Origin of the sequence: Haloarcula sp. H-GB4, assembly GCF_030848575.1 — an archaeon.
In the GTDB taxonomy this organism is placed as follows: Archaea; Halobacteriota; Halobacteria; order Halobacteriales; family Haloarculaceae; genus Haloarcula.
Genome location: NZ_JAVDDX010000002.1, coordinates 237,065 through 259,836, shown reverse-complemented (window position 1 = coordinate 259,836; position 22,772 = coordinate 237,065). Strand labels below are relative to the sequence as shown.

General features: G+C 62.2%; 30 protein-coding genes and 1 tRNA gene. 12 read left to right on the top strand and 19 right to left on the bottom strand.

The genetic code is table 11. The annotated features are described in order from the left end of the window. Nucleotide 1 precedes the first annotated feature (1 nt). The 12 genes from RBH20_RS09755 to RBH20_RS09700 form a co-directional block, all read right to left on the bottom strand. Nucleotides 2-409: a hypothetical protein gene (locus RBH20_RS09755; protein ID WP_306708058.1), complete on the bottom strand. Its 408-nt coding sequence runs from the start codon at nucleotides 407-409 to the stop codon at nucleotides 2-4. A gap of 64 nt (nucleotides 410-473) precedes the next feature. Next, complete coding sequence (locus RBH20_RS09750) at nucleotides 474-665, bottom strand: hypothetical protein (RefSeq protein ID WP_306708056.1); 192 nt, start codon at nucleotides 663-665, stop codon at nucleotides 474-476. After that, complete coding sequence (locus tag RBH20_RS09745) at nucleotides 662-880, bottom strand: hypothetical protein (protein WP_306708054.1); 219 nt, start codon at nucleotides 878-880, stop codon at nucleotides 662-664. The genes RBH20_RS09750 and RBH20_RS09745 overlap by 4 nt, the downstream gene beginning before the upstream one ends. Beyond that, complete coding sequence (locus RBH20_RS09740) at nucleotides 877-1,074, bottom strand: hypothetical protein (protein ID WP_306708052.1); 198 nt, start codon at nucleotides 1,072-1,074, stop codon at nucleotides 877-879. Before RBH20_RS09740 ends, RBH20_RS09745 begins: the two co-directional genes overlap by 4 nt. Then, on the bottom strand, nucleotides 1,071-1,277 hold the full coding sequence (locus RBH20_RS09735) for a hypothetical protein (RefSeq protein ID WP_306708050.1): 207 nt from the start codon (nucleotides 1,275-1,277) through the stop codon (nucleotides 1,071-1,073). Before RBH20_RS09735 ends, RBH20_RS09740 begins: the two co-directional genes overlap by 4 nt. Continuing rightward, nucleotides 1,264-1,491, bottom strand: coding sequence for a hypothetical protein (locus RBH20_RS09730; RefSeq protein ID WP_306708048.1), 228 nt, complete (start codon nucleotides 1,489-1,491; stop codon nucleotides 1,264-1,266). Before RBH20_RS09730 ends, RBH20_RS09735 begins: the two co-directional genes overlap by 14 nt. After that, nucleotides 1,488-1,703, bottom strand: a complete 216-nt coding sequence (locus RBH20_RS09725; protein WP_306708046.1) for a hypothetical protein — start codon at nucleotides 1,701-1,703, stop codon at nucleotides 1,488-1,490. Before RBH20_RS09725 ends, RBH20_RS09730 begins: the two co-directional genes overlap by 4 nt. Continuing rightward, the gene (locus tag RBH20_RS09720) at nucleotides 1,700-1,996 is read right to left on the bottom strand and encodes a hypothetical protein (RefSeq protein ID WP_306708044.1); all 297 of its coding nucleotides are present in this window, start codon (nucleotides 1,994-1,996) and stop codon (nucleotides 1,700-1,702) included. The genes RBH20_RS09725 and RBH20_RS09720 overlap by 4 nt, the downstream gene beginning before the upstream one ends. Before the next feature lie 127 nt (nucleotides 1,997-2,123). Continuing rightward, a complete protein-coding gene (locus RBH20_RS09715; protein WP_306708042.1) occupies nucleotides 2,124-2,357 on the bottom strand; it encodes a helix-turn-helix domain-containing protein in 234 nt (77 codons plus the stop codon). An 89-nt stretch (nucleotides 2,358-2,446) separates the two neighbouring features. Further along, the gene (locus RBH20_RS09710; RefSeq protein WP_306708039.1) at nucleotides 2,447-2,641 is read right to left on the bottom strand and encodes a hypothetical protein; all 195 of its coding nucleotides are present in this window, start codon (nucleotides 2,639-2,641) and stop codon (nucleotides 2,447-2,449) included. Then, nucleotides 2,628-5,855, bottom strand: coding sequence for a hypothetical protein (locus RBH20_RS09705; protein WP_306708037.1), 3,228 nt, complete (start codon nucleotides 5,853-5,855; stop codon nucleotides 2,628-2,630). The genes RBH20_RS09710 and RBH20_RS09705 overlap by 14 nt, the downstream gene beginning before the upstream one ends. 188 nt (nucleotides 5,856-6,043) lie before the next feature. Beyond that, a tRNA-Val gene (locus tag RBH20_RS09700) sits at nucleotides 6,044-6,118 on the bottom strand. A gap of 178 nt (nucleotides 6,119-6,296) precedes the next feature. On the opposite strand from RBH20_RS09700, the gene trpD reads away from it, so the two are divergent. Genes trpD through trpG form a run of 4 tightly spaced genes read left to right on the top strand, consistent with a single transcriptional unit; the run spans nucleotide 6,297 to nucleotide 10,187 of the window. Further along, a complete protein-coding gene (gene trpD, locus RBH20_RS09695) occupies nucleotides 6,297-7,292 on the top strand; it encodes an anthranilate phosphoribosyltransferase (protein ID WP_306708035.1) in 996 nt (331 codons plus the stop codon). Beyond that, the gene (locus RBH20_RS09690) at nucleotides 7,289-7,933 is read left to right on the top strand and encodes a phosphoribosylanthranilate isomerase (RefSeq protein WP_306708033.1); all 645 of its coding nucleotides are present in this window, start codon (nucleotides 7,289-7,291) and stop codon (nucleotides 7,931-7,933) included. Before trpD ends, RBH20_RS09690 begins: the two co-directional genes overlap by 4 nt. After that, entirely contained in the window at nucleotides 7,930-9,567 is a 1,638-nt protein-coding gene (gene trpE, locus RBH20_RS09685; RefSeq protein WP_306708031.1) for an anthranilate synthase component I, read from the top strand. Before RBH20_RS09690 ends, trpE begins: the two co-directional genes overlap by 4 nt. Continuing rightward, complete coding sequence (trpG, locus tag RBH20_RS09680; protein WP_306708029.1) at nucleotides 9,564-10,187, top strand: anthranilate synthase component II; 624 nt, start codon at nucleotides 9,564-9,566, stop codon at nucleotides 10,185-10,187. The genes trpE and trpG overlap by 4 nt, the downstream gene beginning before the upstream one ends. Here the strand turns inward: trpG and RBH20_RS09675 are convergent. After that, nucleotides 10,184-10,372, bottom strand: a complete 189-nt coding sequence (locus RBH20_RS09675; protein WP_306708027.1) for a hypothetical protein — start codon at nucleotides 10,370-10,372, stop codon at nucleotides 10,184-10,186. The genes trpG and RBH20_RS09675 overlap by 4 nt on opposite strands. A 132-nt stretch (nucleotides 10,373-10,504) precedes the next feature. Between RBH20_RS09675 and RBH20_RS09670 the strand changes: the two genes are divergently transcribed. Beyond that, complete coding sequence (locus RBH20_RS09670; protein ID WP_306708024.1) at nucleotides 10,505-10,705, top strand: hypothetical protein; 201 nt, start codon at nucleotides 10,505-10,507, stop codon at nucleotides 10,703-10,705. Nucleotide 10,706: 1 nt separating this feature from the next. Here RBH20_RS09670 and pyrF read toward each other — a convergent pair whose 3' ends face one another. Next, entirely contained in the window at nucleotides 10,707-11,540 is an 834-nt protein-coding gene (gene pyrF / locus RBH20_RS09665; RefSeq protein WP_306708022.1) for an orotidine-5'-phosphate decarboxylase, read from the bottom strand. Between the two features lie 122 nt (nucleotides 11,541-11,662). Here pyrF and RBH20_RS09660 point away from each other — a divergent pair, with 122 nt between their 5' ends. Beyond that, on the top strand, nucleotides 11,663-12,145 hold the full coding sequence (locus tag RBH20_RS09660) for a hypothetical protein (protein WP_306708020.1): 483 nt from the start codon (nucleotides 11,663-11,665) through the stop codon (nucleotides 12,143-12,145). 53 nt (nucleotides 12,146-12,198) lie between these two features. On the opposite strand, the gene RBH20_RS09655 is transcribed toward RBH20_RS09660, so the two are convergent. Together RBH20_RS09655 and RBH20_RS09650 are read right to left on the bottom strand one after the other, a co-directional pair. After that, nucleotides 12,199-12,543 (bottom strand): hypothetical protein, encoded by a 345-nt coding sequence (locus RBH20_RS09655; protein WP_306708018.1) that lies wholly within the window; start codon nucleotides 12,541-12,543, stop codon nucleotides 12,199-12,201. Beyond that, nucleotides 12,543-12,983 (bottom strand): DUF2240 family protein, encoded by a 441-nt coding sequence (locus RBH20_RS09650; protein WP_306708016.1) that lies wholly within the window; start codon nucleotides 12,981-12,983, stop codon nucleotides 12,543-12,545. Before RBH20_RS09650 ends, RBH20_RS09655 begins: the two co-directional genes overlap by 1 nt. A gap of 90 nt (nucleotides 12,984-13,073) precedes the next feature. Between RBH20_RS09650 and RBH20_RS09645 the strand changes: the two genes are divergently transcribed. Beyond that, on the top strand, nucleotides 13,074-13,445 hold the full coding sequence (locus RBH20_RS09645; RefSeq protein ID WP_004518146.1) for a 30S ribosomal protein S8e: 372 nt from the start codon (nucleotides 13,074-13,076) through the stop codon (nucleotides 13,443-13,445). Nucleotides 13,446-13,499: 54 nt separating this feature from the next. Here the strand turns inward: RBH20_RS09645 and RBH20_RS09640 are convergent, their stop codons facing one another. Then, a complete protein-coding gene (locus RBH20_RS09640; RefSeq protein WP_306708013.1) occupies nucleotides 13,500-14,498 on the bottom strand; it encodes a phosphate uptake regulator PhoU in 999 nt (332 codons plus the stop codon). A gap of 311 nt (nucleotides 14,499-14,809) precedes the next feature. On the opposite strand from RBH20_RS09640, the gene RBH20_RS09635 reads away from it, so the two are divergent. From RBH20_RS09635 to pstB, 4 genes are read left to right on the top strand one after another with little or no spacing between them, the layout of a single operon-like run. Further along, nucleotides 14,810-15,817 (top strand): PstS family phosphate ABC transporter substrate-binding protein, encoded by a 1,008-nt coding sequence (locus tag RBH20_RS09635; RefSeq protein ID WP_306708011.1) that lies wholly within the window; start codon nucleotides 14,810-14,812, stop codon nucleotides 15,815-15,817. 51 nt (nucleotides 15,818-15,868) lie between these two features. Continuing rightward, a complete protein-coding gene (gene pstC, locus RBH20_RS09630) occupies nucleotides 15,869-16,801 on the top strand; it encodes a phosphate ABC transporter permease subunit PstC (RefSeq protein ID WP_306708008.1) in 933 nt (310 codons plus the stop codon). A 19-nt stretch (nucleotides 16,802-16,820) separates the two neighbouring features. Continuing rightward, nucleotides 16,821-18,521: a phosphate ABC transporter permease PstA gene (gene pstA, locus RBH20_RS09625; RefSeq protein WP_306708006.1), complete on the top strand. Its 1,701-nt coding sequence runs from the start codon at nucleotides 16,821-16,823 to the stop codon at nucleotides 18,519-18,521. A 3-nt stretch (nucleotides 18,522-18,524) separates the two neighbouring features. Next, nucleotides 18,525-19,424, top strand: a complete 900-nt coding sequence (gene pstB / locus RBH20_RS09620; RefSeq protein ID WP_306708004.1) for a phosphate ABC transporter ATP-binding protein PstB — start codon at nucleotides 18,525-18,527, stop codon at nucleotides 19,422-19,424. A gap of 30 nt (nucleotides 19,425-19,454) precedes the next feature. Here pstB and RBH20_RS09615 read toward each other — a convergent pair whose 3' ends face one another. Together RBH20_RS09615 and RBH20_RS09610 are read right to left on the bottom strand one after the other, a co-directional pair. Next, nucleotides 19,455-20,300 (bottom strand): TatD family hydrolase, encoded by an 846-nt coding sequence (locus RBH20_RS09615; protein WP_306708002.1) that lies wholly within the window; start codon nucleotides 20,298-20,300, stop codon nucleotides 19,455-19,457. A 51-nt stretch (nucleotides 20,301-20,351) separates the two neighbouring features. Further along, nucleotides 20,352-20,798, bottom strand: coding sequence for an NYN domain-containing protein (locus RBH20_RS09610; RefSeq protein ID WP_306707999.1), 447 nt, complete (start codon nucleotides 20,796-20,798; stop codon nucleotides 20,352-20,354). A gap of 163 nt (nucleotides 20,799-20,961) precedes the next feature. On the opposite strand from RBH20_RS09610, the gene RBH20_RS09605 reads away from it, so the two are divergent. Continuing rightward, nucleotides 20,962-22,758, top strand: coding sequence for a PAS domain-containing sensor histidine kinase (locus RBH20_RS09605; RefSeq protein WP_306707997.1), 1,797 nt, complete (start codon nucleotides 20,962-20,964; stop codon nucleotides 22,756-22,758). The last annotated feature ends 14 nt before the right edge of the window (nucleotides 22,759-22,772 follow it).

The window sequence follows — 22,772 nt, the reverse complement described above, 5'->3', positions numbered from 1 at the left end:
GTTAGAGAACTCCGTGTCGCGGTTTGGTGTCAACGACATCGCCGAACAGTGGCGACGTGGCGGCGACGCGCCCGAGTAAGTCGACATCGTCCATCTCGCCAGTCTGTTCCGCGCAGGCCCATTCGCGCCGGAGCAGCCACACTAGCGGGATCGGCTCATCCGGAAGGTGACAGACGCCTCGAAGGAGACGCGGCGCAGTGCCCTTCGAAGCGAGGGCGGCCAGCGCGTGCGCAACGCCGCCGAGACACTCCGCGTGAGCAGTGCCGGACATCGGCCGGCCGAGGTCGTAGACCACCGTGACGATGTCGCTGTCGCCGTACACCGACTCGGCCGTCTTGGCGGAGTCGCCCCAGCGCCTAGAGAGCGCCCGCCGGACAGCCGCCGATTCTCGGGACCCAGGACGAGGCATGGAGCAACTCACCTCCAGTCCCTCCTCACCTCTCGTGCGCCCGCCGCGAGGCTTGGATCGAAGGTCATCGGCTAAAGAGCACCTCCGCGACAGCTGACGGAATCGCAACGAGTTGCCCGTCGACATATGCGGCGACGTCGCCCCGATGCTCCACGTTGTCAGCCGAGAGCAGTTCGGCTATCGAGGTCTCAGGCAACGACTGGCCATCGAGGTCGTCGATAGCACGTGACAACTCCCGTTTGCTACGCCGGGTCACGTCGACCCCTCCAAGAGCTTGTTGCGGGCGGTCTCGGTGAGACGGTGTCGCTCGCCGTTGATGAGGACGGCGCCGGGCCCGTCGTTCAGGAACTCGACTGAACCGCCGTTGTATTCCGTCGAGATGACTGTAATCAGCCCCGCTAACGGGGGGTCGGCACCGTCGTCAAGGGCATCGACAGCACTCGACAACTCGCGTTTCGAGCGTCGGGTCATTGAGAAGGCACCTCCGCGACGGACGGCCAGCGCTCGAATGCGCACTCGAGTTCGGCCGGTCTATGTGATGAATGCCCGCAGGCCGCCGCGACAAGTGCGGCGTAGGCCTCGGCTTGCGAGTCGATCGTATCCCCGCCGGCCGATTGCAGGTCGTCAACCGCGCGCTCCAATTCGCGCTTACTCTTGCGTGTCATCGTTCTTCGGTATCCACCTGCGTCTGTGCTGCCGGCGTAAGGTGGTCCTCTGGATCCTGGAGTAACCGCCGCTCAGCTGGCGTGAGCCGACCGCCGTGGTAGTCCTTCAAATCGGCCCACATGAAGTCAGCGACGGTGAACGATCTCTGGCCATCCAACTCGTCGACGGCGCGTTCGAGTTCGCGTCTACTACGTCGAGTCATGATGTCTTCCAGTTCCAAACCACGGGTAGCGTGCGAGTTCACAATCTGAGAGATTTTCCTGGTCCTCGAAGACATCGAGCATCCGCTGTTCTTGCTCGGTGCGCTTCTCCTCATCCTTCGCGCTCGCTATCCAAACGTCCTTAAACCGGCTTTCCTCAGAGTCTGAGAGGTCCTCAATCCTACGTTCGATCTCCCGCTTGCTTTTTCGAGTCATTGGTTGAGTTCCCAGTCAGTCTCGACGATGGTTTCGCTCATGACTATCGCCGGATCGACGGCGTCGGGGTCGAGTGGCTTCCCCTCTTTGTCGGGACTATCGTACCACTCGCCCGCCTCGTCCTCCCAGACAACCTCACTGGGCTCGGGACTGTCTGAATCCTCAGTGAGGTTGTCCAATGCTCGATGCAGCTCACGTTTACTCCGTCTCATGGCAGCCCCCTGTTGGATCCGGTGGGATCGTCGGAACGCTCTTCGAGTTGCTCGATGCGCTCGCTCAACTCTTGGAGATCGCGGTCGGCCATGACTTTTCTCTTCTCCGCAATGACGTCCTTCGCGATGCGGATCCACTTGATGCGCACCCGTTCGTTCTTGGCGTCGTACACACGGCCGTTTTCAACTTTCCGGAGGGTCTCGCTTTCCAGCATGTCGAGGGTCGCGAGCAGGTCATCGTAGTCGCCGGCGTCGTCCGCTTCGCGGGCGTGGGCGCTCGCGTTATCGGTCATAGGTGATCACCCCGGCGTTTTTCTCGGCCATTCGGTCGAAATCGGCACGATCGAGCACTCCTGGTGTAATTTATGCGCTCTTGGCCACGGCTTGCCCTCGGCTTCGAACCGGCGTCGTGGCGGGTAGTCATTGGTCCGCGGCGGCGTACAGTCGCCGCCGGTGATCGACCGGGTGATCGCGCGCCTCGACGAGCCCCCGCTCGCGAAGTGCAGCAAGGGCGCTGTTGACGGTGCGCCGCGCGATGCCCGTCTCGTCGATCAGGGCCTCCTTTTCCAGCGGCCCGTTCACGTCGAGGGCGGTGTAGACCAGCCGTGCGCTGGCCGGGGTCTCCTTGACCCGCTTTGGGACGAGTGTGCTCATAGTTCTCCTCGGCAGGAAATACAGGCCACACCTGCATAGTTCGGGGATGGTTTTTCACGAACTGCCACGAGCGGCGCTTTCGAGCACGCTTAGCCCGTGAAATCCTCGCCGACGCGGTCGAGATGGAGCGTGCAGTAGACCACCCCGGGCAGTGCGTCGCGTTCACACCGCTGACTCGTCGAGACAGCGATGGCCTTGCACTGGCCGGGTGCGGTTTCAGGACAGTGCTGTGGCTCGTCGGTGGGGGCCGAAGCCCCCTGCGAGCCCGTTTCAGTCTGACTCATTCGGCGGTGGGCCACCTCCCGTCGCGGCGTGATTGTCGCTCGCCCCGGGCGAACCACCCCTGTCAGGAGTTGGCATCCCCTGCGTTTCAACTGGAGTGCGGAACTGCCACGTATAGGTACTACTACGCGCGAGTTCCGCACTTTCCTCGTTGCTGAGGTCATCAAGGTCGATGGGCGTGAGCTTGACCTCGCCGTGGTCGCCCAGCCGGTGGAGGCCGTTGTCGCGCCAGACGAACGCACAGCCTTCGGCTTCGCGGGCGACGACGTCGTGGTTCTCGGCGAGTGTCGTGAGATGGGCTCGGACCTGCCGCTCGCCGATGTCGACGTCGGGATGGGCGGCGAGGTCGGCAGTCGTCCACTCCTTGAGGTCAGCCGCCGCAGCGACGACCTGACGCATCCCATCGCTCCAGGTGGTGAGCACGTGCCCCTCGTCGGCGATGGGAACCCAGTCAGGCAGCGTGTCGGTGTGGACGTAGACGACGGCCCCGTTCCCGTCGCGGCCGAACCGCATCGCTGCCTGGAGCGTGTCGTGCTCGCGCATGTGGGTCAGCACGCGGTCACCGAATCCGGTGTAGGAGAGGCCGGCGCCTTTCTCGGCATTGCGCTCGACAGCCTCGCCGGCGTAGGCGCCCCACTTCTTGATGAACCGGTCGCCGTAGTGGTTCGACCCGATGACAGCGCCCAGCCGCCTCTCTTTGAACTCGTTGGATCCGAGGACGTTCCCGTAGTGTTTCGTCTCGTCGACGAGGTCGGCCACTCCGGCAGCGTCGTACTCGCCCTCGGCCGTCGAAGAGGTGATGAGCGACGGTCGCTCACCGTGGGCGTCGGCGATGCCCTCCAACAGCGCGGCGTCCTGTTCGACGGTGACGTGGTCAGCACTGTTGTAGGGCTTGACCGCGTCGGTCGTCCGGACGAGATTCAGGTTCAGGACCTCAGAGATGTACTCGCTCCGCTCAGGTTTGCTGAGGACAGGCCGGAGATGCAACCGCACGCCGAGCGAGAGCTCCCACATCCGCTTCGTCGGCGTCCCGTCGAGGGCGACGATGCCACTCGTGTAGTCGAGGCTCGGTGGCTGGAGCAGCGACACCTGCCCCGTCTCGCGGTCGAATGTGGCGGCGCCGACGTTCTGCAGGTCGGCGGCCTCGAAGCCGTTACCGAGGTCGTCGCCGGCGAGGATCGCGAACGCGGCCAGTGGGGCCGCGGCGTGAGCGCTGTCGTCATCGAACACCAGCGACTCGGCTGTGTCGAGGGCCTCCTCACTGTCGTCAAGAAACCACGCCAGTGCGTCGGCTCGCCGTCCGTCGTCATCGCGGTTCTCGATGAGGTCGGTGTAGTCGTCGAACGAGACGGCGTCGACCGTGGACAGCCAGTAACTCACCGCGCCCTGGAGCCAGTCGCCGGCAAGCGTCGTCTCATAGGCCCCGTCGGGGAACTCGTCGAACACGACCGTCCGCCCGGTGGTGACTTTCTCCTTGTAGGCGTGGGTGTAGTGGCCGATGAGGACGTCAATCGCGACATCCTCGTCGGGGTCGGTACTGCCGTCGGTCTCGGGGTCGAAGTTCCACAGGTGCGCGTACTGACAGCCGACGTGATTGCCCTCGTCGTCGACCTGGCAGGGCAGTGGCTTCCCGAGGACGTCCTCGGCGAATTTGTGGATGGCCTTCGGCGTGGCACCGCGGCGATACCAGTCCATCACAGTCTCGCGCCACTCCTCACCGTGGTCACCGGCGGCTGTCGGGCAGTCGTGGGTGAACGACGGGAGTTCCTTGTACGTCAGTCCGTGGGTCTCGCACCACTCCTTGAACTGGGCGTACTGCTCTTTCCGCCCGCGGCCGGTGAGGACCGTCACGGGCTCGCCGGTCTCGGCCGCGGCGGCGATTGACCCGTAGGACTTGCCCATCGTCGGCAGCGCCTCGATGAGAACCTGGTCGTTACGCTGGTAGGCGCCGACGACCTTCTCTGTCGTCCGGGCGCGGGCATCGCCGATCGAGAGATTGTCGTCGTGACCGGGGTTCTGCCAGTCCCACGTCGGCGGTGACGTGTCAATCGACAGCGAATCGGGCAGCACAGCCGTGTGGTCAATGTCACCTTCGCTGGGTTCAAACTCGGGGATGTGCGCACCGCGGCCGCGAAGCGCTTCGACGGCCTGCCAGAAGGCCTCGCCACTGGGGTACTCTGTCTCGGTGGTGATGATACGTTCCTCGAGGGCGACGACCTGCAGGGCATCAAGGCCGACCATGCCCTTTCGATAGACCCAGCTGTCGCCGACCTGAGCGAGGCGCGTGCCGCTCTTGCTCTGGGCCCAGGAGGGATCCATCGACGTCGTCCCGTCGGAGCGTTCCTGTGTGACGGTTGACCGCAGGCGGATGTCACGCGGGCCCGTGTGCTGGATGGCGTCGAGGACGTCCTGCATGTCGCTGGTCGTCTCGACGTCGGCGATTTCGGCAGCGGTCTTCTCCGGTTCCTGAATCAGCTCGTCGGGCGTACCCTCGGCGACGGTCGTGTAGTCGTCGGCGAGGTCGTCGATGAACTGCTGACACCGCGTCGTCTTCGCCGGCGTTGACGCGATGTGCGTGCCGGTCATGGCGACGAACCGGGCAGAGTCGTACACCTCAATTTCGGCGTCGGGGAAGGCCTCGTCTTCGGGCAGCGTTGCCTCGATAGATTTGACCCCGTCGGGCAGCTGGCCGCGACAGAGGATGTGGACACCAGTCCCGCTCGTCGAGACGTCAGCGTAGCTGTCGGCACGGTCGATGTGCTCGCGAACAGTGGCGTGGATGTCGCCGGTCTCCGGATTCCGAGCGTCGTCGTAGTCGATGAGCACGAGGTCCGTCTCGTGGTCGTCCCTGTCGGGAATGTTGTACGCGAGGTCGAACCCGGAGAGTTTGTCGAGCCAGGCCTCAGCTGTGGCGAGGTCGACCCAGACATCGGAATCCTGGGCACTGACGAACGCGTCGCCCCCGGTTTCCCATGGGGCCCGGGGGACCTTTCGCCCGTCGTCGGTTTCCTTCCAGGCGATCCAGCGCTCACGGTCTTCGAGGTTAGTGGGGAGAATACCCGTCCCGACGGTAGAGGGGGCAGTCTCGTCGACGTCGGCTTCGGTCGTTTCCTCCGAGGTACGCCCCTCCAGTCGGGCGAGACAGTCGTCACAGAGGTAGCTGTTGCCGTCGATGTTGTCCGGGGGACCGCCGCAGAGATGGCACTCGGCGGTCATGGATAACACCGCCTCCCGTCCTCACGAGCCGGACACTGCTGGTCTCGGTCGTGGATGAAACACCCGCAGTAGTCGCAAATCGGCGGCCGGAGTTCGACAGTCCGGCTCACACTCCCTCACCTCCAAACGAAGTGACACGACAGTAACGAAGTGACCTGTCGCTTCGGAGTGAAACTGCCTTAAGAGGATGGGTTCGGGCGGATTTGAACCGCCGGCCTCCTCCATGTCAAGGAGGTGTCATAACCGACCTAGACCACGAACCCTCACTGCGAGGTACACCACATTGTTTCCGGTGGGTATAATTGAAGGTTTCGAATTCCGTATCGCCACGTTGTCTGTTGATTGCCCACACATACTCGTCAGCGAGCAGGGGTCCCGATAGGCTTAAGTCAATGTACGGATTTGTACATCACAACACGAAAGAGTTCATTGGTGAATACAATGCAAGAGTATATTGAACGCGTCACTGACGGTGATGACCTGACACAGGACGAGGCTCGGGCCGTTGCGACGACTGTTTTCGAGGATGCAACTGAGGCACAGATCGGTTCGCTCCTGACGGCACTGCGGGCGAAAGGGGAGACGGAGGCCGAGATCGCCGGCTTTGCCGAGGGGATGCGCGACGCCGCACGGACCATCCGGCCCGACCGCGAGGGGCTTGTCGACACCTGTGGGACCGGTGGCGACGACTACAACACGATCAACGTCTCGACGACGAGTGCCATCGTCGCTGCTGGGGCTGGCGTCCCTATCGCCAAACACGGAAACTACTCTGTCTCTTCATCTTCGGGGAGCGCCGACGTGCTCGAAGAGGTCGGCGTCGACATCGAGGCCGAACCGCCGGACGTCGAGGAGACGATCGAACGAGACGGCATCGGCTTCATGCTCGCGCCAGTGTTTCACCCGGCGATGAAGGCCGTCATCGGCCCGCGAAAGGAACTCGGGATGCGGACTGTGTTCAATATTCTCGGCCCACTGACAAACCCTGCCGACGCGGACGCACAGGTGCTGGGCGTTTACGACCCGGACCTCGTGCCCGTGATGGCAGAGGCGCTGGCCCGACTGGATGTCGAGCGGGCGCTGGTCGTCCACGGCGACGGCCTTGACGAGATCGCTATCCACGGCGAGACGGTCGTCGCAGAGGTCACCGGCGACCGGATCGCGGAGTACACCATCACTCCGGAAGACATGGGGCTTGAGACACGTGACATCGAGGCTATCTCCGGGGGATCGCCGGAAGAGAACGCTGCCGACCTTCGCGGCATCGTCACGGGCGAAGTCACCGGCGCGAAGCGGGACATCATCCTCGCCAACGCCGGCGCGGCCATCTACGTCGCTGACGTCGCCGACACGCATGAAGCGGGAGTCGAACAGGCCCGACAGGCCATCGAGTCGGGCGCGGCGGCCGACAAACTCGACGACCTGATCGGTGCATGACGCGCGTGAAGATCTGTGGCGTGACAGACAGCGCGGACCGCGACGCTGTCGTTAGGGCCGGTACTGACGCGGTCGGCGTCATCCACGGCGTCCCGGTCGACACACCGCGGGAAGTCAATGAGGAAACAGCCGAGACGCTCGTCAAGGGCGTCCCACCCTTCGTGACGAGCGTGCTGGTGACGATGCCGACGACGGTTCAGGAGGCCGTCAGGCGCATCGACAGGGTCGAACCCGATGCGGTGCAGGTCCATGACAGCCTCTCGCCGGCGGAGCTTGGGGCCCTCAACAGCCGAGTCACACAAGACATCATCGCTGTGGTTGGGACGGACGCACCGACTATTGCAGACTACGCCGCCCATGCCGACGCCCTGCTCGTCGATTCGGTCGACGCCGACGGCGGCGGCGGCACGGGCGAGACACACGACTGGGAGCGCACGCGTGACCTCGTTGACTCGCTTGACGTTCCCGTCGTGCTGGCCGGTGGACTAACTCCCGAGAACGTGGCCGAGGCCGTCGAGACGGTCGCACCGTTCGCCGTCGACGTGGCGAGCGGCGTGGAGTCCGCTGGCGGCACGAAAGACCACGACGCAGTTGGACGGTTCGTCCGGAACGCAAAGCGAGCGTCGGAGGGCGCAGTATGACCCTCGATATCTCCCGCGAGGAGTTCGTCGAACACGCAAAGGCGGACCGCCCAGTCGTCGTCCGCACCGCCGCGGAACTCGATGTCGACGTGGAGCCGTTGACCGCATACGCAGCGCTGACCGGTCGCACAAGCGACGTGGCCGCAAACGACTACACGTTCCTGCTGGAAAGCGCCGAGAAGGTCGCCTCCAGTGACCCCGACGGCGCGTTCGCGCCGGAGACGGACGACCGACACGCCCGCTTCTCCTTCGTCGGCTACGACCCGCGCGCCGTAGTTACTGTGACCGGCGATGAGAGCGAGGTCGAGGCATTCGATGACCGCTACGCCGACCTCGTGACGACCGACGGCGGCGACGTGGTTGATGACCTGCGGGCAGCGATGCCCGATGTGGCGCTGCGGAACTTCCCGGCGATGGACCGCCAGCACCTCGAAGGCGGCCTCGTGGGCTTCCTCTCGTACGACGCCGTCTACGACCTCTGGCTCGACGAGGTTGGCTTAGACCGCCCGGATTCCCGGTTCCCGGACGCGCAGTTCGTTCTCACCACGTCGACGGTCCGGTTCGACCACGTCGAGGACACTGTCTCGCTCGTGTTCACGCCTGTTGTCAGGCAAGGCGAGGACGCTGGCGAGCGCTACGACGAACTGGCCGCCGAAGCCGAGCGGGTCGAGGCCGTTCTTACGGATCTGTCACCGCTTTCGACCGGCGGCTTCCGCCGCGAAGACGAAGTTGCTGGCCCAAGAGACGAGTACGAGGACGCTGTCGAACGCGCAAAGGAGTACGTCCTCTCGGGTGACATCTATCAGGGCGTCATCTCCCGAACGCGGGAATTGCATGGTGAGGTCGACCCGCTGGGCTTCTACGAGGCGCTCCGGGCGGTGAACCCATCGCCATACATGTACCTGCTGGGCTACGATGACCTGACCATCGTCGGCGCGAGCCCGGAGACACTCGTCTCCGTCGCGGGCGACCACGTCGTTTCGAACCCCATCGCGGGGACGTGTCCGCGCGGGAACTCACCCGTCGAGGACCGCCGCCTCGCCGGTGAGATGCTCGCTGACGGGAAGGAGCGGGCCGAACACACGATGCTGGTCGATCTGGCGCGCAACGACGTGCGACGGGTGGCCGAGGCCGGCAGCGTCCGGGTCCCGGAGTTCATGAACGTCCTCAAGTACAGCCACGTCCAGCACATTGAGTCCACCGTGACGGGTCGGCTGGCCGAAGACAAGGATGCCTTTGACGCCGCCCGCGCGACGTTCCCGGCAGGGACCCTCTCCGGTGCGCCGAAGATCCGCGCCATGGAGATCATCGACGAACTCGAACGCTCGCCGCGCGGTCCCTACGGCGGCGGCGTCGGTTACTTCGACTGGGACGGCGACACCGACTTCGCTATCGTCATCCGCTCGGCGACGGTCGAAGACGAGGGTGACCGGGATCGCATTACCGTCCAGGCCGGGGCCGGCATCGTTGCTGATTCCGACCCCGAAAGCGAGTACGTCGAGACCGAGCAGAAAATGGACGGCGTGTTGACGGCGCTGGAAGAAATCGAAGGGGAACCGGTCGACGCGGCTGGGAGTGCTGACGACGCTGAGGCTGCGACCGGAGCCGACGGCCCCGAGGAGGTGACCCGATGAGCGCGTCACAGCCCGCCGGCGAGGACGCCGTCAGGGACGACCTCCGGGTGCTGTTCGTCGACAACTTCGACTCGTTTACGTACAATCTCGTCGAATACGTCTCCGAGCACGCCGAGACCGAAGTCGTCCGGAACACAGCATCACTCGACGATGTGGAGGCGTTCGACCCCGACGCGATCATCCTTTCGCCGGGTCCGGGCCACCCGAAGAACGAACGGGACGTCGGTGTCACGCTCGATGTCCTCCGGGAGGTCAGCCCCGATGTGCCGACGCTGGGCGTCTGCCTCGGCCTCGAATCGGCGGTGTACGCCTACGGCGGTACCATCGGTCGTGCCCCGGAGCCGGTTCACGGCAAGGCGTTTCCCATCGACCACGACGAGAAGGGTGTTTTTGCGGGACTGGAACAGGGGTTCCAGGGCGGGCGCTATCACTCGCTCATCGCTGAGGACGTTCCCGAGGAGTTCGTCGTCAGCGCGACGACGGAGACCGAGGACGGCACGGAACTTGTGATGGGCGTCCGCCACCGCGAGTACCCCATCGAAGCCGTACAGTTCCATCCCGAGTCAGTCCTGACCGCGGTTGGCCACGACGTGATCCGGAACTTCCTCGCCGGCCTCTAAAGCACCTGAAAGCCCAGCATTCCGAGTATCCAGAGGACGGCGACGGCGATGATAGCGATGATGACGAGCCGCCACGCCACTTTCATCACGAGCCGACCGACCAGCAGGACCACCGCGATAGCCAGCAAGCCGACGAGTATTGCTGGCAGTGATGGAAGCGATCCGAGCTGGAGGAGTGGCAACATACTACAGATAGGAATGGCCACGGGGAAATACTTCGTGGCCAGCCAGGCGAGACTGTCCTGGCGTGGGGTTGCTGAACCGCTTCGGGCTCACGCCGCCAAAGATTCAAACAATCAGGTATGCTATACCATCTCATGAGCGTAGCCGGACTGTGTGAAATCTGTGAGCGCCCCAACGTGGACCACACCTGCGACAGGTGCGGGCGACTCGTCTGTGACCGCCACTGGGACAAGGACATCGGGATGTGCGTCGAGTGCGGTGCGGAGGTCGGCCAGCCGGGCGACCGGAAGTCGCCGGAGAACATGCCCGACGGCGTGGACACGTACCGTTTCTGAGTTAGCGGAACTGATTCAGCCGCTGCTTGAGCTGTTTGGCCGACTGTCCGGCGGCCTTGAAAAACGCGTCACCGGAGTCATCGCGCCGCGTATCGGCGTCTTCGCCGGCAAAGATGATGCCCCGTGAGGAGTTGACGAGTCCGACGCCGTCGGCGAGGCCGTGCTCGACGGCGGCCTCGGCATCGCCGCCCTGCGCGCCGACGCCAGGGACGAGAAACGGGATGTCCGGAACCAGTTCGCGGATTTCCTCGAGTTCGTCGGGGTTGGTTGCGCCGACAACGAGGCCGACGTTCCCGTTTCCGTTCCAGAGGTCCGCGAGGTGGACCACGCGCTCGTACAGTTTTTCGCCAGAGGCCAGTTCGAGGTCCTGAAGATCCTCACCGCCAGGGTTCGACGTGCGCCCGAGGACAAACACACCCCTGTCCGCGCGCTGGAGGAACGGCTCCAGCGAGTCGCGGCCGAGGAAGGGGTTGACCGTGATGGCGTCGGCGGCGGGTCCCGCATCCTCGTCGAGAATCTGGGCGTACTGCCGTGCGGTGTTGCCGATGTCGCCCCGCTTTGCATCCAGCAGGACTGGTACGTCTTTCCCATGTGCGTAGGCGATTGTTTCTTCGAGGGCGCGCCAGCCGTCAGGGTCCTCATAGAAGGCGGCGTTGGGCTTGTAGCAGGCGGCGTGTTCATGGGTCGCGTCGATGATACGGCGATTGAACTGCCAGCGCGGGAGGTCGGCGTCCAGCACGCTGTCGGGGAGGCGGGCAGGGTCCGGGTCGAGGCCGACCGACACCACGCTGTCGGCGGTCGCGATGCGGTCCGCGAGACGGTCGAAGAAGTGCATAGATACCGCAGCGGCTGGCAGCGATACAAGCGTTTCCTTCTCGCATCGTGTCCCACTTCGGTGGAATCAGATTTGATATTTTCCCCCCTTGTCTATTTCACACCGTAGGCAAAAGCCCGCGTATGGATCGCTTCATGGATGTCGGCCACGTGGCCGAGACCCTCCCAGACCTGAGCGAAGCCCTGAACGACCCACGGCTGCGACAGTTCGGACTTGTCGGTGGTGTCATGCTCGTGGCCGTCGGCGCTTTCTTGTCGCTCGCCCCAGCGACCGGGCAGTGGCTATTCTGGTCGTATGCTGTCGCCGCGACGCTGGTGTTTCTCGGCGTCCCGCTGCTGTGTCTCGGCCTCGCTGCTCCTGACCCGGAGCCCGGGTCGCTGTTCCACCTCGGTATCGAACTGACGACGACACAGCGCCGGGCTGTCGCACTTGGGTCGCTCTGTATCACCGTGACGCCGATTGTCATTACCGTTGGAACGCCGCTTGGCTTCCCATCACTGGTGCTTGCTATCGCTGCCGCGACGGCCATACTCGGTTCCGTGCTCGTCCTCACCGGTTTCGTCGCGTGGACGTCCGCGGCTATTGCTGAGCCGAGCCGTCACTGATTGCAGGTATTTCAGTTGGAGTCCAATCGCTTTCTCACTTCGAAGAAGCCGCGCTATCTTGAGAGAGACTCCTCCAGCACGTCGACTGCGGCTTTCACCGCCGCGCCGCTGTGAACAACAACGGTTGCCCCGTCGACAGTGAGATCATTACGCTCCGGCACGGTTTCGGGCTCTTGCTCTATGACCAACCGGGCCGTCTCCGGCGTCACCTCGACGACCGCGACCTCGGTACCGTCGGCTGCCACGCGGTAGGCGAAGGCACCTTCCGGTGTTGGTTCCACATCCCTGTCAGCATCGACGACAGAAACATTAGAGAGCGGCCCGCGCTGAAGGCCTGTCAGTTCCGAGGCGAGCAACTGCCCTATCCGTCGACCGTCAGAAATGCTGTCTTTGACCATTAGAGTTCCTCCCGAACGTCCGCAGCGATTGCTTCGACGTCGACGCCTTCATTGCGCGCATACACCACAGCCGCGGCCTCCAGTGTCACGCCGATATCGGACTGGAGCGCATTGATGCCGGCGACGGCGGTCTGTTTCTCGATGCCAGCCTCGATAACGGCGTCGAGAACCCGTTCGAACGTCGACCGCGACTGCAGGATTTCCTCGCCCGGGGTAAACCCGTCTGGGATATTGGTGTGTGTGGCGTCGAAGGCGACGACGAGGTCGTCGTCTTCCCGTTCGACCAAGCCCTCGCTCACGGCCACGTCGACCAGTGTCTTGGCTTGGTCAGGTGAGAACCAGTTCCGGTCTAGCGAGAGTGCGACAACGAACTCGCTTTCCGCCATCCGGTCGGCTCCACGCTGGCGGAACGGTGCGGCGACGGCCGTCTTCAGACTCATCGTCAGAGCAACCGGTCGGCGCGGGGGTAACGATTACGATGGCGAGTTGGCATCGAACGGTTCAAGTAGCCGCTGGGTCTTCCTTCCCGTATGAAAGACCAGGGACGCTCCCCTCGCAAGCGGACAGGTGGCCGACGACGACCGAACCACAAGAAGAAGAAACACGAACTCGGGAAGGACACCGTCGAGACGCAGGTCGGCGAACAGCGACTGAAGACCGTCGACTCCCGCGGCAACACGCAGAAGGTCCGTGCGGTCAAGACCAACGTTGCAAGCATCGCCGACGGTGCAGAGACCATCGAGGCGACCATCGAGAACGTCGTGGAGAACCCGTCGAACCCGAACTACGCCCGACGAAACATCATCACGAAAGGCGCAATCCTCGAAACCTCCGAGGGACAGGCCCGCGTGACCTCCCGCCCCGGACAGCACGGTCAGGTCAACGCTGTGCTGGTCGAGTAATCCGGCACGCAATCAGCTTTTTCAGCTGTTCACGAATTCGGAGCGACAGCACAGCTATGGCCGTGGGGCAGCCTTCTGGAGGGCGCTTTCGGCGATATTGCCGCCGTAGTCGGCGGTCCGGGACAGCGAGTCGACCACGCGACCAAGTAGCTGTGCGCTCTGTGGGTCTAGCTCTCTGACTTTTCCATCGACCTCACGGGCGGTTTCATCGACTTCGGGGATACGAGAGCGAGCCTCGTTTGCCAGTTCCACGGCCTCGTCGTTGTCGTCAGCTAACAGCGCATCCATCGCAGTTTCGGGGACAGCAATGGCCTCAGTCTCCAGTTGATCGAGAAGGTCGGCTGTTTCACCGGTGATTTCACCGATCTCCTGTGAGAGGCTGGCGATTTTGGTTGCGTGGTCGGCGATACGTTCGAGTTGCCGGGCGCTGGACTGGTAATCGAACACCGTCTCGCGTGGGAAGCCGATCTCGTTGGCCGCCGTCGGGTTGCGAAGGACAGTTCGGAACACGCGCGAAACCATGTACCAGAGGCGGTCCACGTCGTCGTCGCGTTGCATCACGTCCGCCGCAAGGTCGTTGTCATCCTCGATGAGTGCCTCGACAGCATCGGAGAGCATCGTCAACGAGACCAGCCGCATACGTGTAATAGCGTTAAGCACGGAGAGTTCCGACGAATCGAGCAGGTCCTGCAGGACGACACGGTCGGCCGTCTCTTCAATCATCTCTAGGCCGACCAGTCCTTGTGTTGCATCGCGGATGATACGCCGCTGTTCAGCCGTTATACGCGCGGCTTCCAGTCGGATGATATCGAAGCCGCTGACGTACATCGTCATCACCGCCCGCGTGAGTTCGTGCCTGTTCTCGAGGCCAGTCACGTCGAGTGTTCCCTCGACGTGGTCGTCGCCGTGCTGTGGCGAGACCAGTAACAGGTCGTCTTCAGCGTAAAACTCGACAATACTGCCGCTCTCGACGCCGTTCTCTGTCGCCCATTCCTTCGGTAATGAGACGGTATAGGTGGACCCGCCCGTCAGCTGTACTTTGCGCGTCTCCATAGGACTCTAAATACGCGCTGCGGATTTATAAAATATACTGTGACTATATATCAACGGTCGAAACTCTGACTTGCGCTGTCATGGAATTACGGCACATGATAGAGGCGCTCAGACAAGTGGTCTGCTAGCAACATTATACCCACTGAATTGTTGTCCTGATCGGGGCGAAATCAGCTTTAGACACCTGTTACGACGGTTTTGACGTGTAACGTGGTCGCCCCACATAACAATATATAGAAATATATAGCGTTTATATCTGGATATAGGGCTAATAGTAGGGTACTTATCTGCTCTGTAACTTCCATCAGGTGATGACAGATTCACCGAGCGGTGGTCTCTCTCGCCGTCGTTTTTTAACAAGTTCTGGTGCAATCGGGACACTGGCGCTGGCTGGTTGTGTCCAGAATACGAGCCGTGGCGACGGGAGTGGCTCCGATGGCAGTGGGTCTGACGGTAGCTCCGGCGGGCTTTCGGGGCAGGTCATTATCAAGGGCAGCAGTACGGTGTTTCCCATCTCCGACGCGATGGCCGAGGAGTTCATGGAGGAACACGGAAACGTCAACGTTACTGTCGACTCCACGGGGAGCGGTGGAGGCTTCGAGAACTGGTTCTGTCCCGGCGACTCCGATATCAACGGGGCTTCCCGCCCCATCAGCGACGCCGAGATTGAGCAGTGTTCGGGAAACGACGTCGAGCCTGTCGAGTTCCAGGTCGCGGGCGATGCCCTGACCGTCGCGGTCAACAACGACGCCGACTGGGTCGACTGCATAACCTTCGACGAGCTGCGCCAGATCTGGAGCGACGAAGCGGGAGTCACGAACTGGTCGGACGTGCGCGACGAGTGGCCCGACATGGAGATCGAACGCTACGGCCCGGCGTCGACCTCCGGAACTTTTGACTACTTCAACGAGAACGTCGTCGGTGAGGACACCGAACACACGACCGAGTACCAGCCAACCGAGGAGGACGAGACTATTGTCCAGGGAATTCGTGACAACGAGGGCGGCATCGGGTACTTCGGGTTCGCCTACTACAACTCAAACTCTGAGGCGGTGAAGGCCGTCGAAGTCAAGGCCGAGGAAGACGGCGAATGTACCGCCCCGAGCCTGGCAAACGCCAAGGACGGCTCGTACCCGCTGGCCCGGCCGCTGTTCATCTATGCGTCCGAGTCATCCCTTCAAAACGAGGCGGTCTACGAGTTCATTCGGTTCTACCTCGAGCAGGCCGAAACCGATATCGTCCAGGATATCGGGTACGTGCCTTCGAGCGCCGAGCAGCGCGACGAGAACCTCGAAAAGCTGGACGAGGTCGCTGGCTAACACAGTACAGAGTTGGCTTACTCACATGGATACATTATTGGAGACAACACAATGAGCACCGAGACGCCCGGGCCGGATATTACGTCCAGACCGAGAGGACGTGCAGCACGCGAGCGGATGTATCGATATGTCCTGCTCATGTGTGCTGCCGCGTCAATTCTTGTCACCGTCAGCATCGTCGTGTTACTCGCACGCGACGCGATTACGTTCTTTACGCTGGTGAACCCGGTCGACTTCTTCACCGGAACAGAGTTCCTCATCAGTCGGAACGTCTACGGGTTGCTCCCGTTGTTGAGCGGCACGCTGTTGGTGACGGTAATCTCTGCCGTCATCGCACTCCCAACAGGTGTCGCGGCCGCGGTCTATCTCAGCGAGTACGCTAGCGACCAGATGCGCTCAGTTCTGAAACCGGGTCTGGAAATTCTGGCCGGTATCCCGACAGTCGTTTACGGTATCTTTGCGCTCGTGTATGTGACACCGTTCCTCCAGACCATTGGGCTCCCGGTCAACACGTTCAACATCCTCAGCGCTTCCATCATGGTCGGTATCATGATTATCCCGATGGTTTCCAGTCTGAGCGAGGACGCAATGAGCTCCGTCCCGGACTCGCTACGACAGGCCGGCTACGGGATGGGTGCGACGAAGTTCGAGGTGACTACCGGCGTCGTCGTCCCCGCAGCGGCCTCAGGCATCTTCTCCTCGTTCATTCTCGCCCTGTCGCGGGCTATCGGCGAGACGATGATTGTCGTCGTCGCGGCCGGCAGTCGGCCACGGATGCTGAACCTCTCTGACCCGCTCGCGAACCTCTTCCAGGGGTACCAGCCGATGACGGCAGCAATGGTCCAGATCAACAGCGCCGACAGCGTCAGTCAACTGGGCTTTACCAGTCTCTTTGCTATCGGCCTGACGCTGTTCGTCATTACGTTCCTGTTAAACCTGCTGAGCAACCGAATCGCGGCGCGCTACCGGGAGGAGTACGAATGAACACTGGGGGACTGAACTGATGGCAACACGAGAACCTGAAACAGGCTGGCACGGAGAGAACAGCGACGTCAACCACCTGCGGGGGCGTGCCTTCGAGGCGACCTGTCTCGCGGCAACCGCGTTCGGACTCGTGTCAGTCATGCTTCTCCTGCTGTTCGTCGCCAACGACGCGTTTCGGCCCTTCTCGGCCGACGCAGGGTGGCTGGCGACCTACGCCGCTACGGTGCTGGTGCCGCTGGCCGCACTGGCTGTTTATTATTATCGTCTCGACGAACCGGCCGGCGAGGTCGCCTACGTCACCAGCGGACTGCCGGTCGTCGGACTGCTGCTCACAGGCGGGTTCGCGGTGCTGTTCATCGAACTACTCTCCGTGCTTGAGTGGTTCGCACTGCTCATCTCGCTGGTCGTGGCCGGCGGCCTGATCGTCGCACACGGCCGACTGCGGCCGAAGGCCGCGCTCGAACGTCTTGGTGTAGTGTTCCTCTCTCCAGTCATCACCGTGTTCGGTCTGCCACCTACCAGATTCAACTGGTTCGTCACCGACGCCGCCGCGGCGCTCGGCCTCGATTTCGGACTGTACTATCGCGTAATAAGCCTCCGAGAAGCGATCCTGATGCTCCCGTTCGTGCCCACGGACTGGGTCATGCTACTCCTGACGCTCGTACTCCCGATCGCCGGTGCCGCAGGCTGGTTCGTCGAACAGCGACGCGAGTCGCGTCGTGACGGCCTGACCGTCGTCGGGCTGACGACGGCAGTGGCGGTACTGGGCGTCGTCGCCGGACCGCTACTCGGAATTGGGACTGACGTGTGGCTGCTCATAGTCACGTTCGCCGTACTCCCGCTGGGTGTCTATGTCGAAGGCGTGGTCCGTCGTGGCGAGGGCGTCCGCGGCCTCGCCTTCCCGGTCGTCGGCGTACTGGGTGTGGTCGTCGGCGGCGTCGTCACCGGCGCACTTGGGTTCGCCGGACCGGACCCATGGCTCGACTGGGGGTTCCTGACGAGCGCGACCTCCCGGACCGCCGCTGATGCCGGTATCTACCCTGCGATGGTCGGCTCAGTGATGATGATTATCGTGATCGTGCTCACCACCTTCCCGGTCGGCGTCGGGGCGGCGATTTACCTCGAGGAGTACGCCCCCTCACAAGGATTGATGGGCAAGTTCGTCACGCTCATCGAGATCAACATCGGGAACCTCGCCGGTGTCCCATCGGTCGTGTACGGCCTGCTCGGACTGGCGCTTTTCATCCGGGTGCTCCAGTGGCCCCAGGGGTCCATTATCGTCGCCGGCCTCGCCGTCGGCCTGCTGATACTCCCGATCGTAATCATCTCCGCCCAAGAGGCGATCCGATCCGTTCCCGACTCGTTCCGGCAGGCGTCCTACGGAATGGGAGCGACCCGCTGGCAGACGATCCGACAGGTCGTCCTCCCCGAAGCACTTCCGGGCATTCTGACCGGAACGATACTGGCGCTGGGTCGGGCTATCGGCGAGACGGCCCCGCTGTTGATGATCGGGGCGGCAGCGTCGGTCCGGCTCGCGCCGAACAGCTTCTTCGACGTGGCGAGTATGATGCCCCGCCAGATCTTTTCGTGGTCGTCGGAACTGGACCCGGCGTTCCGCCACGGCGTGCTGGCGGCCGGCGTGATTACACTGCTTGCGGTGTTGCTGGTGATGAACGCGACAGCGATTGTCATCCGGAACCGGTATCAGCGAACAGGATAATTCATGACAGAGAACGAGATGACGAGCAACGACAGTACCGAACCCACACCGACCACTGAAACGGCCGCGTCGTCACCCGACCCGTCCGGTGATCCTCTCATCGAACAGTCGATCGACGTGGAGGGAACCGGCGCGACCGCGGCCGAGACGGGGAAGCCAGTCATCGAGTCCCGCGACCTGAACGTGTTCTACGGCGAGACGCAGGCGCTACAGGGTATCGATCTGGCCATCCCGGAAAAACAGGTGACGGCCATGATCGGTCCCTCCGGCTGTGGCAAGTCCACGTTCCTGCGGTGTATCAACCGCATGAACGATCTCATCGACGCGGCGCGGGTCGAGGGAGACCTCTACTTCGAGGGCAAGAACGTCTACGATGCCGACGTGGATCCGGTGGCGCTGCGGCGACGCATTGGGATGGTGTTCCAGCATCCGAACCCCTTCCCAAAGAGCATCTACGACAACGTCGCCTACGGCCTCCGGATTCAGGACCAGACGGAGAACATAGACGAGAAGGTCGAGACGGCGCTCAAGCGTGCCGCGCTGTGGGACGAAGTCAAAGACCAACTTGACAAGAGCGCACTCGACCTCTCAGGCGGCCAGCAACAGCGGCTCTGCATCGCCCGTGCCATCGCCGTTGATCCGGATGTGATCTTGATGGACGAGCCGGCGTCGGCACTTGACCCGATCGCCACCTCGAAAATTGAGGACCTCATTGAAGAGCTGGCTGAGGAGTTCACTGTCGTCATCGTGACGCACAATATGCAGCAGGCGGCCCGCATCTCCGACAAAACCGCCGTCTTCCTCACCGGCGGGGAACTCGTTGAGTTCGACGATACGGACAAGATCTTCGAGAACCCCGACAGCCAGCGTGTCGAGGACTACATCACCGGCAAGTTTGGATAGCTGTCCCCAGTCGCTCTTCCCTGTCGCCGCTCACCGCTCCAGCGTCGCTTCGGTGTCAATGCCGTACACTGCCTTCGGTGTCTCGACGTGTGCCGTTCTGATCGCGTCGTCGTGTCCGTTTTCGAGTAGCCAGCGAACGCGCCGCGGCACGGTCTTCGGTCCAAGCACCGCGCCGGGGCGGTCCGGGTCGTCGATGTAGTCAGTCTCCATTAGGAACGGCTCGTCGGACTCGACCGCGATTTCCAGTTCGTCTTTGTCTGCAAGTACTGATTTGACTGGGCCACGGAGTCGGCCGCCGGAGTAGTGTTTGACGACCTGCGTGCGGTCAAGGCCGCGGTCTTCGGCCCATCGAGCGACTTCTTCGAAGTCTTCGCCGCCCTCGGTGTGGAGCTGTATCGCACAGCCCACGTCGGCGGCGCGTTCGAACCCGTGACACATCACTTCGTTCGAGGCCTCCCAGACGGCGTCGTCCACATCGTAGTGTGGGCGGCCGGACTTTATCGCGAGCGCGTCACCGTTCTCGACGTACTCCACTGCCACGTCAAGGCCGGCCTGCATGATGTCTCGCGCTTCGGTCGGCGTGTAGCCGTCGTCGACGAGCTTCGAAATTAGCGCCGGGTGGACACCGAGGACGGGCCAGGCGCGACCGTCCAGCACCTCAGTCGCTGCAGCGGCGGCCTCAACGGTCAGGTCAAACCCCTTTCGGAAGATCGCTTCATTGGTGGCCGTCTCGACGAGATGCCAGGACGGCTTGTTGAGCACCAGCAAGTGTGTGCCACCCTGTGACGCGAACTCCTCGGCTGCCGCGACGTTCCGACCGTTGACCGGGTCGAGATGGAGGTGGTTGTCCAGTACCGGCGTGTCGTCGATATCCATACGTGCTCAATGGTACTGGCAGAAAAAACAGTTGCCGTCATGGGCTGATCCTTAGAGCGTTACTGCGTCTTCAGCCGCGTTGCGTAACGCGTCAGAGCGACCGTACTCTCCCGGCGCGATGGCGACCGTTCTAATCCCTTCCCGTGCGGCTACTTCCAGCGCCGGCTTGAAATCCGTATCCCGCGAGGCGACGGCCAGCACGTCTATCTGGCCAGCGACGGCGGCGTCTGTCGCGTCAACAGCAAGTCGGACATCAACGTCACCGCTGGTGGTTCGAACCTCGAACCCGCGAGCCTCGGCGGCCTGGATGAGTCCCGGCGAGGCGTTCTGGTCGACGTAGAGGCGAGTGACTGCCAGCGGGCCGTACTCAGCCGCAATATCCCGGACCTCGTCTAAATCGACATCGAACTCAGACCTGAGCACGTTTGGGCCGTCGACGAACAGTCCGACGCGCTGCTGCGAGTCTTTCTCCTCGAATATCCGACGAAGCAGCTTCATGCGCCCCTTTCCCCGCCCGGGCCGCTTATGCGTGCCGCTTCGGCCTGTAAACCTTTCACCGCTATATAGAATAGCATGGCGCAAAACTTAGGATGATACCTCCCACACACTACGGACGCATTTCCATGCGGAGTCGGCCAGCAACAAGCATAGGATTTGACACATGAGCAAAGAATCTCTACACGATCAAGACGTGCTAAACGGGCTTTGTGAGATAATTTCCGATCCGGCTATCGTTCTAGACGCCAACGGTGTCTTTGTTGATGTCATCGATAATGCTCACAACGGGGAATTATTTTTCAAAGATCCGGAAGCACTACTGGGAACTGATCTCTGGGATATTTTCTCTACAGCACAGGCAGACCAGTTCTACACGACTATCGAGGACGTTTTAGAAACAGGTGAGCAGCAGCACATTGAGTATCAGCTATCGCTCGAGCATGGAAAGCGATACTTCGAGGCCCGTGTCACGCCGGTCGGCGGTGATAGCGTTGGGCGCGTGCTATGGCTGGCGGAGGATATCACACAGCGTAAGCGGCGGCGAGAAAAGCAGGCCCTCCTTGAGCGGGTGTTTGAGGTTAGTCCAGTCGGTATCGTCGTCGTCGAACGATCTGGCAGAATCTCGCTGGCTAATGATCGTGCCGAGGAGCTACTCGGTCTTGAACGAGATAAAATCACCCAAAGACGATACAACCAGCCGGTGTGGGACATATACTACGAAGACGGGACGCCGATTCCCGACTCAGAACACCCGGTTACGCGGGTGCTCGAATCGGGTGAGCCTGTGTTTGGGTTCGAGCACTGGATAGAACTCGCTGACGGGAATGAGCGGTGGCTTTCGAGCAATGCCGCGCCCATCCTAGGTGATGACGGGACCGTTGAGCGCGTCGTCGTTGGTCTGGATGACGCAACGAGATTGAAACAGCGAGAGGAACAGCTGGAGTGGCTCGTCGGGACCGAAACCCTGGCCGACGTTGGTGGGTGGGAACTCGATCTGGAAACGGGTCTGATAGAGGGCACTGCCGGGATGAAGCGCCTTTACGGAATGCCAGAGTACAATCCGACACTTGAGGAGGCCCTTGAGCAGTACCACCCCAACGATAGAGCGGCACTTCGCGATGCTATTGAGACCTGTCGTGAAACCGGCGAACCGATGGAACTGGAAGCACGCCGTCAGACCGCTGACGAAACCGAGCGCTGGTTCCGACTCCGGGCTGAAAAAACTGTCCGGGACGGAACACCGAAACTACGAGGCATCGTTCGCGACATCACTCAGGACAAAGAGCGAGAGCAGCGGCTCATGGTCATGAGTCGAATTCTCCGGCACAACATCCGGAACAAGCTGACGGTGATACGGGGTAATTCGAGACTCCTCAAAAAAGAACTCGACTCGCCTGACTTCTCCGTTGACGCTGCCAGCGGACACATCGACAGAATCGAAAACGCCTCGAAAGAACTCGACTCGTTAGCCGAGCGAGCACGGACGTTCGACCGGGTCATCGAACGAGACCTTCGAAGCGGGACAGTCCATCTCCAGCAACTGCTCAGTGATATCCGGGATGCCCTCACAGAGCAACATTCCAAGGCGACCATTGAGGCAGCGCCCACTGATGCGGTGGTGTCGGGTGACAGGATGGCTATCGACCTGATACTGGAGATCCTTGTCGAAAACGCGCTGGAATACAGCGACCTGCCCGACCCAACAGTCAAGCTTACGGCCGAAGAGACGCCGACGGGCCACGTGACAGTCAGGGTCGATACCGATGGGTCCGCTATCCCGGATATGGAACGCAATGTCTTGGCTTCGGAGATTGAGGGGCCAGTGGCACACAGCCGTGGGCTCGGGTTGTGGGCGGTTACGTGGCTTGTCCGACGCCTCGGTGGGTCCGTGACTATTGACGAGAATCTTGACGGCGGAACGGGAGTCGAACTCGTGTTCCCGCTGGCGCGAAGTGAGTAACGACGGCCGACAGC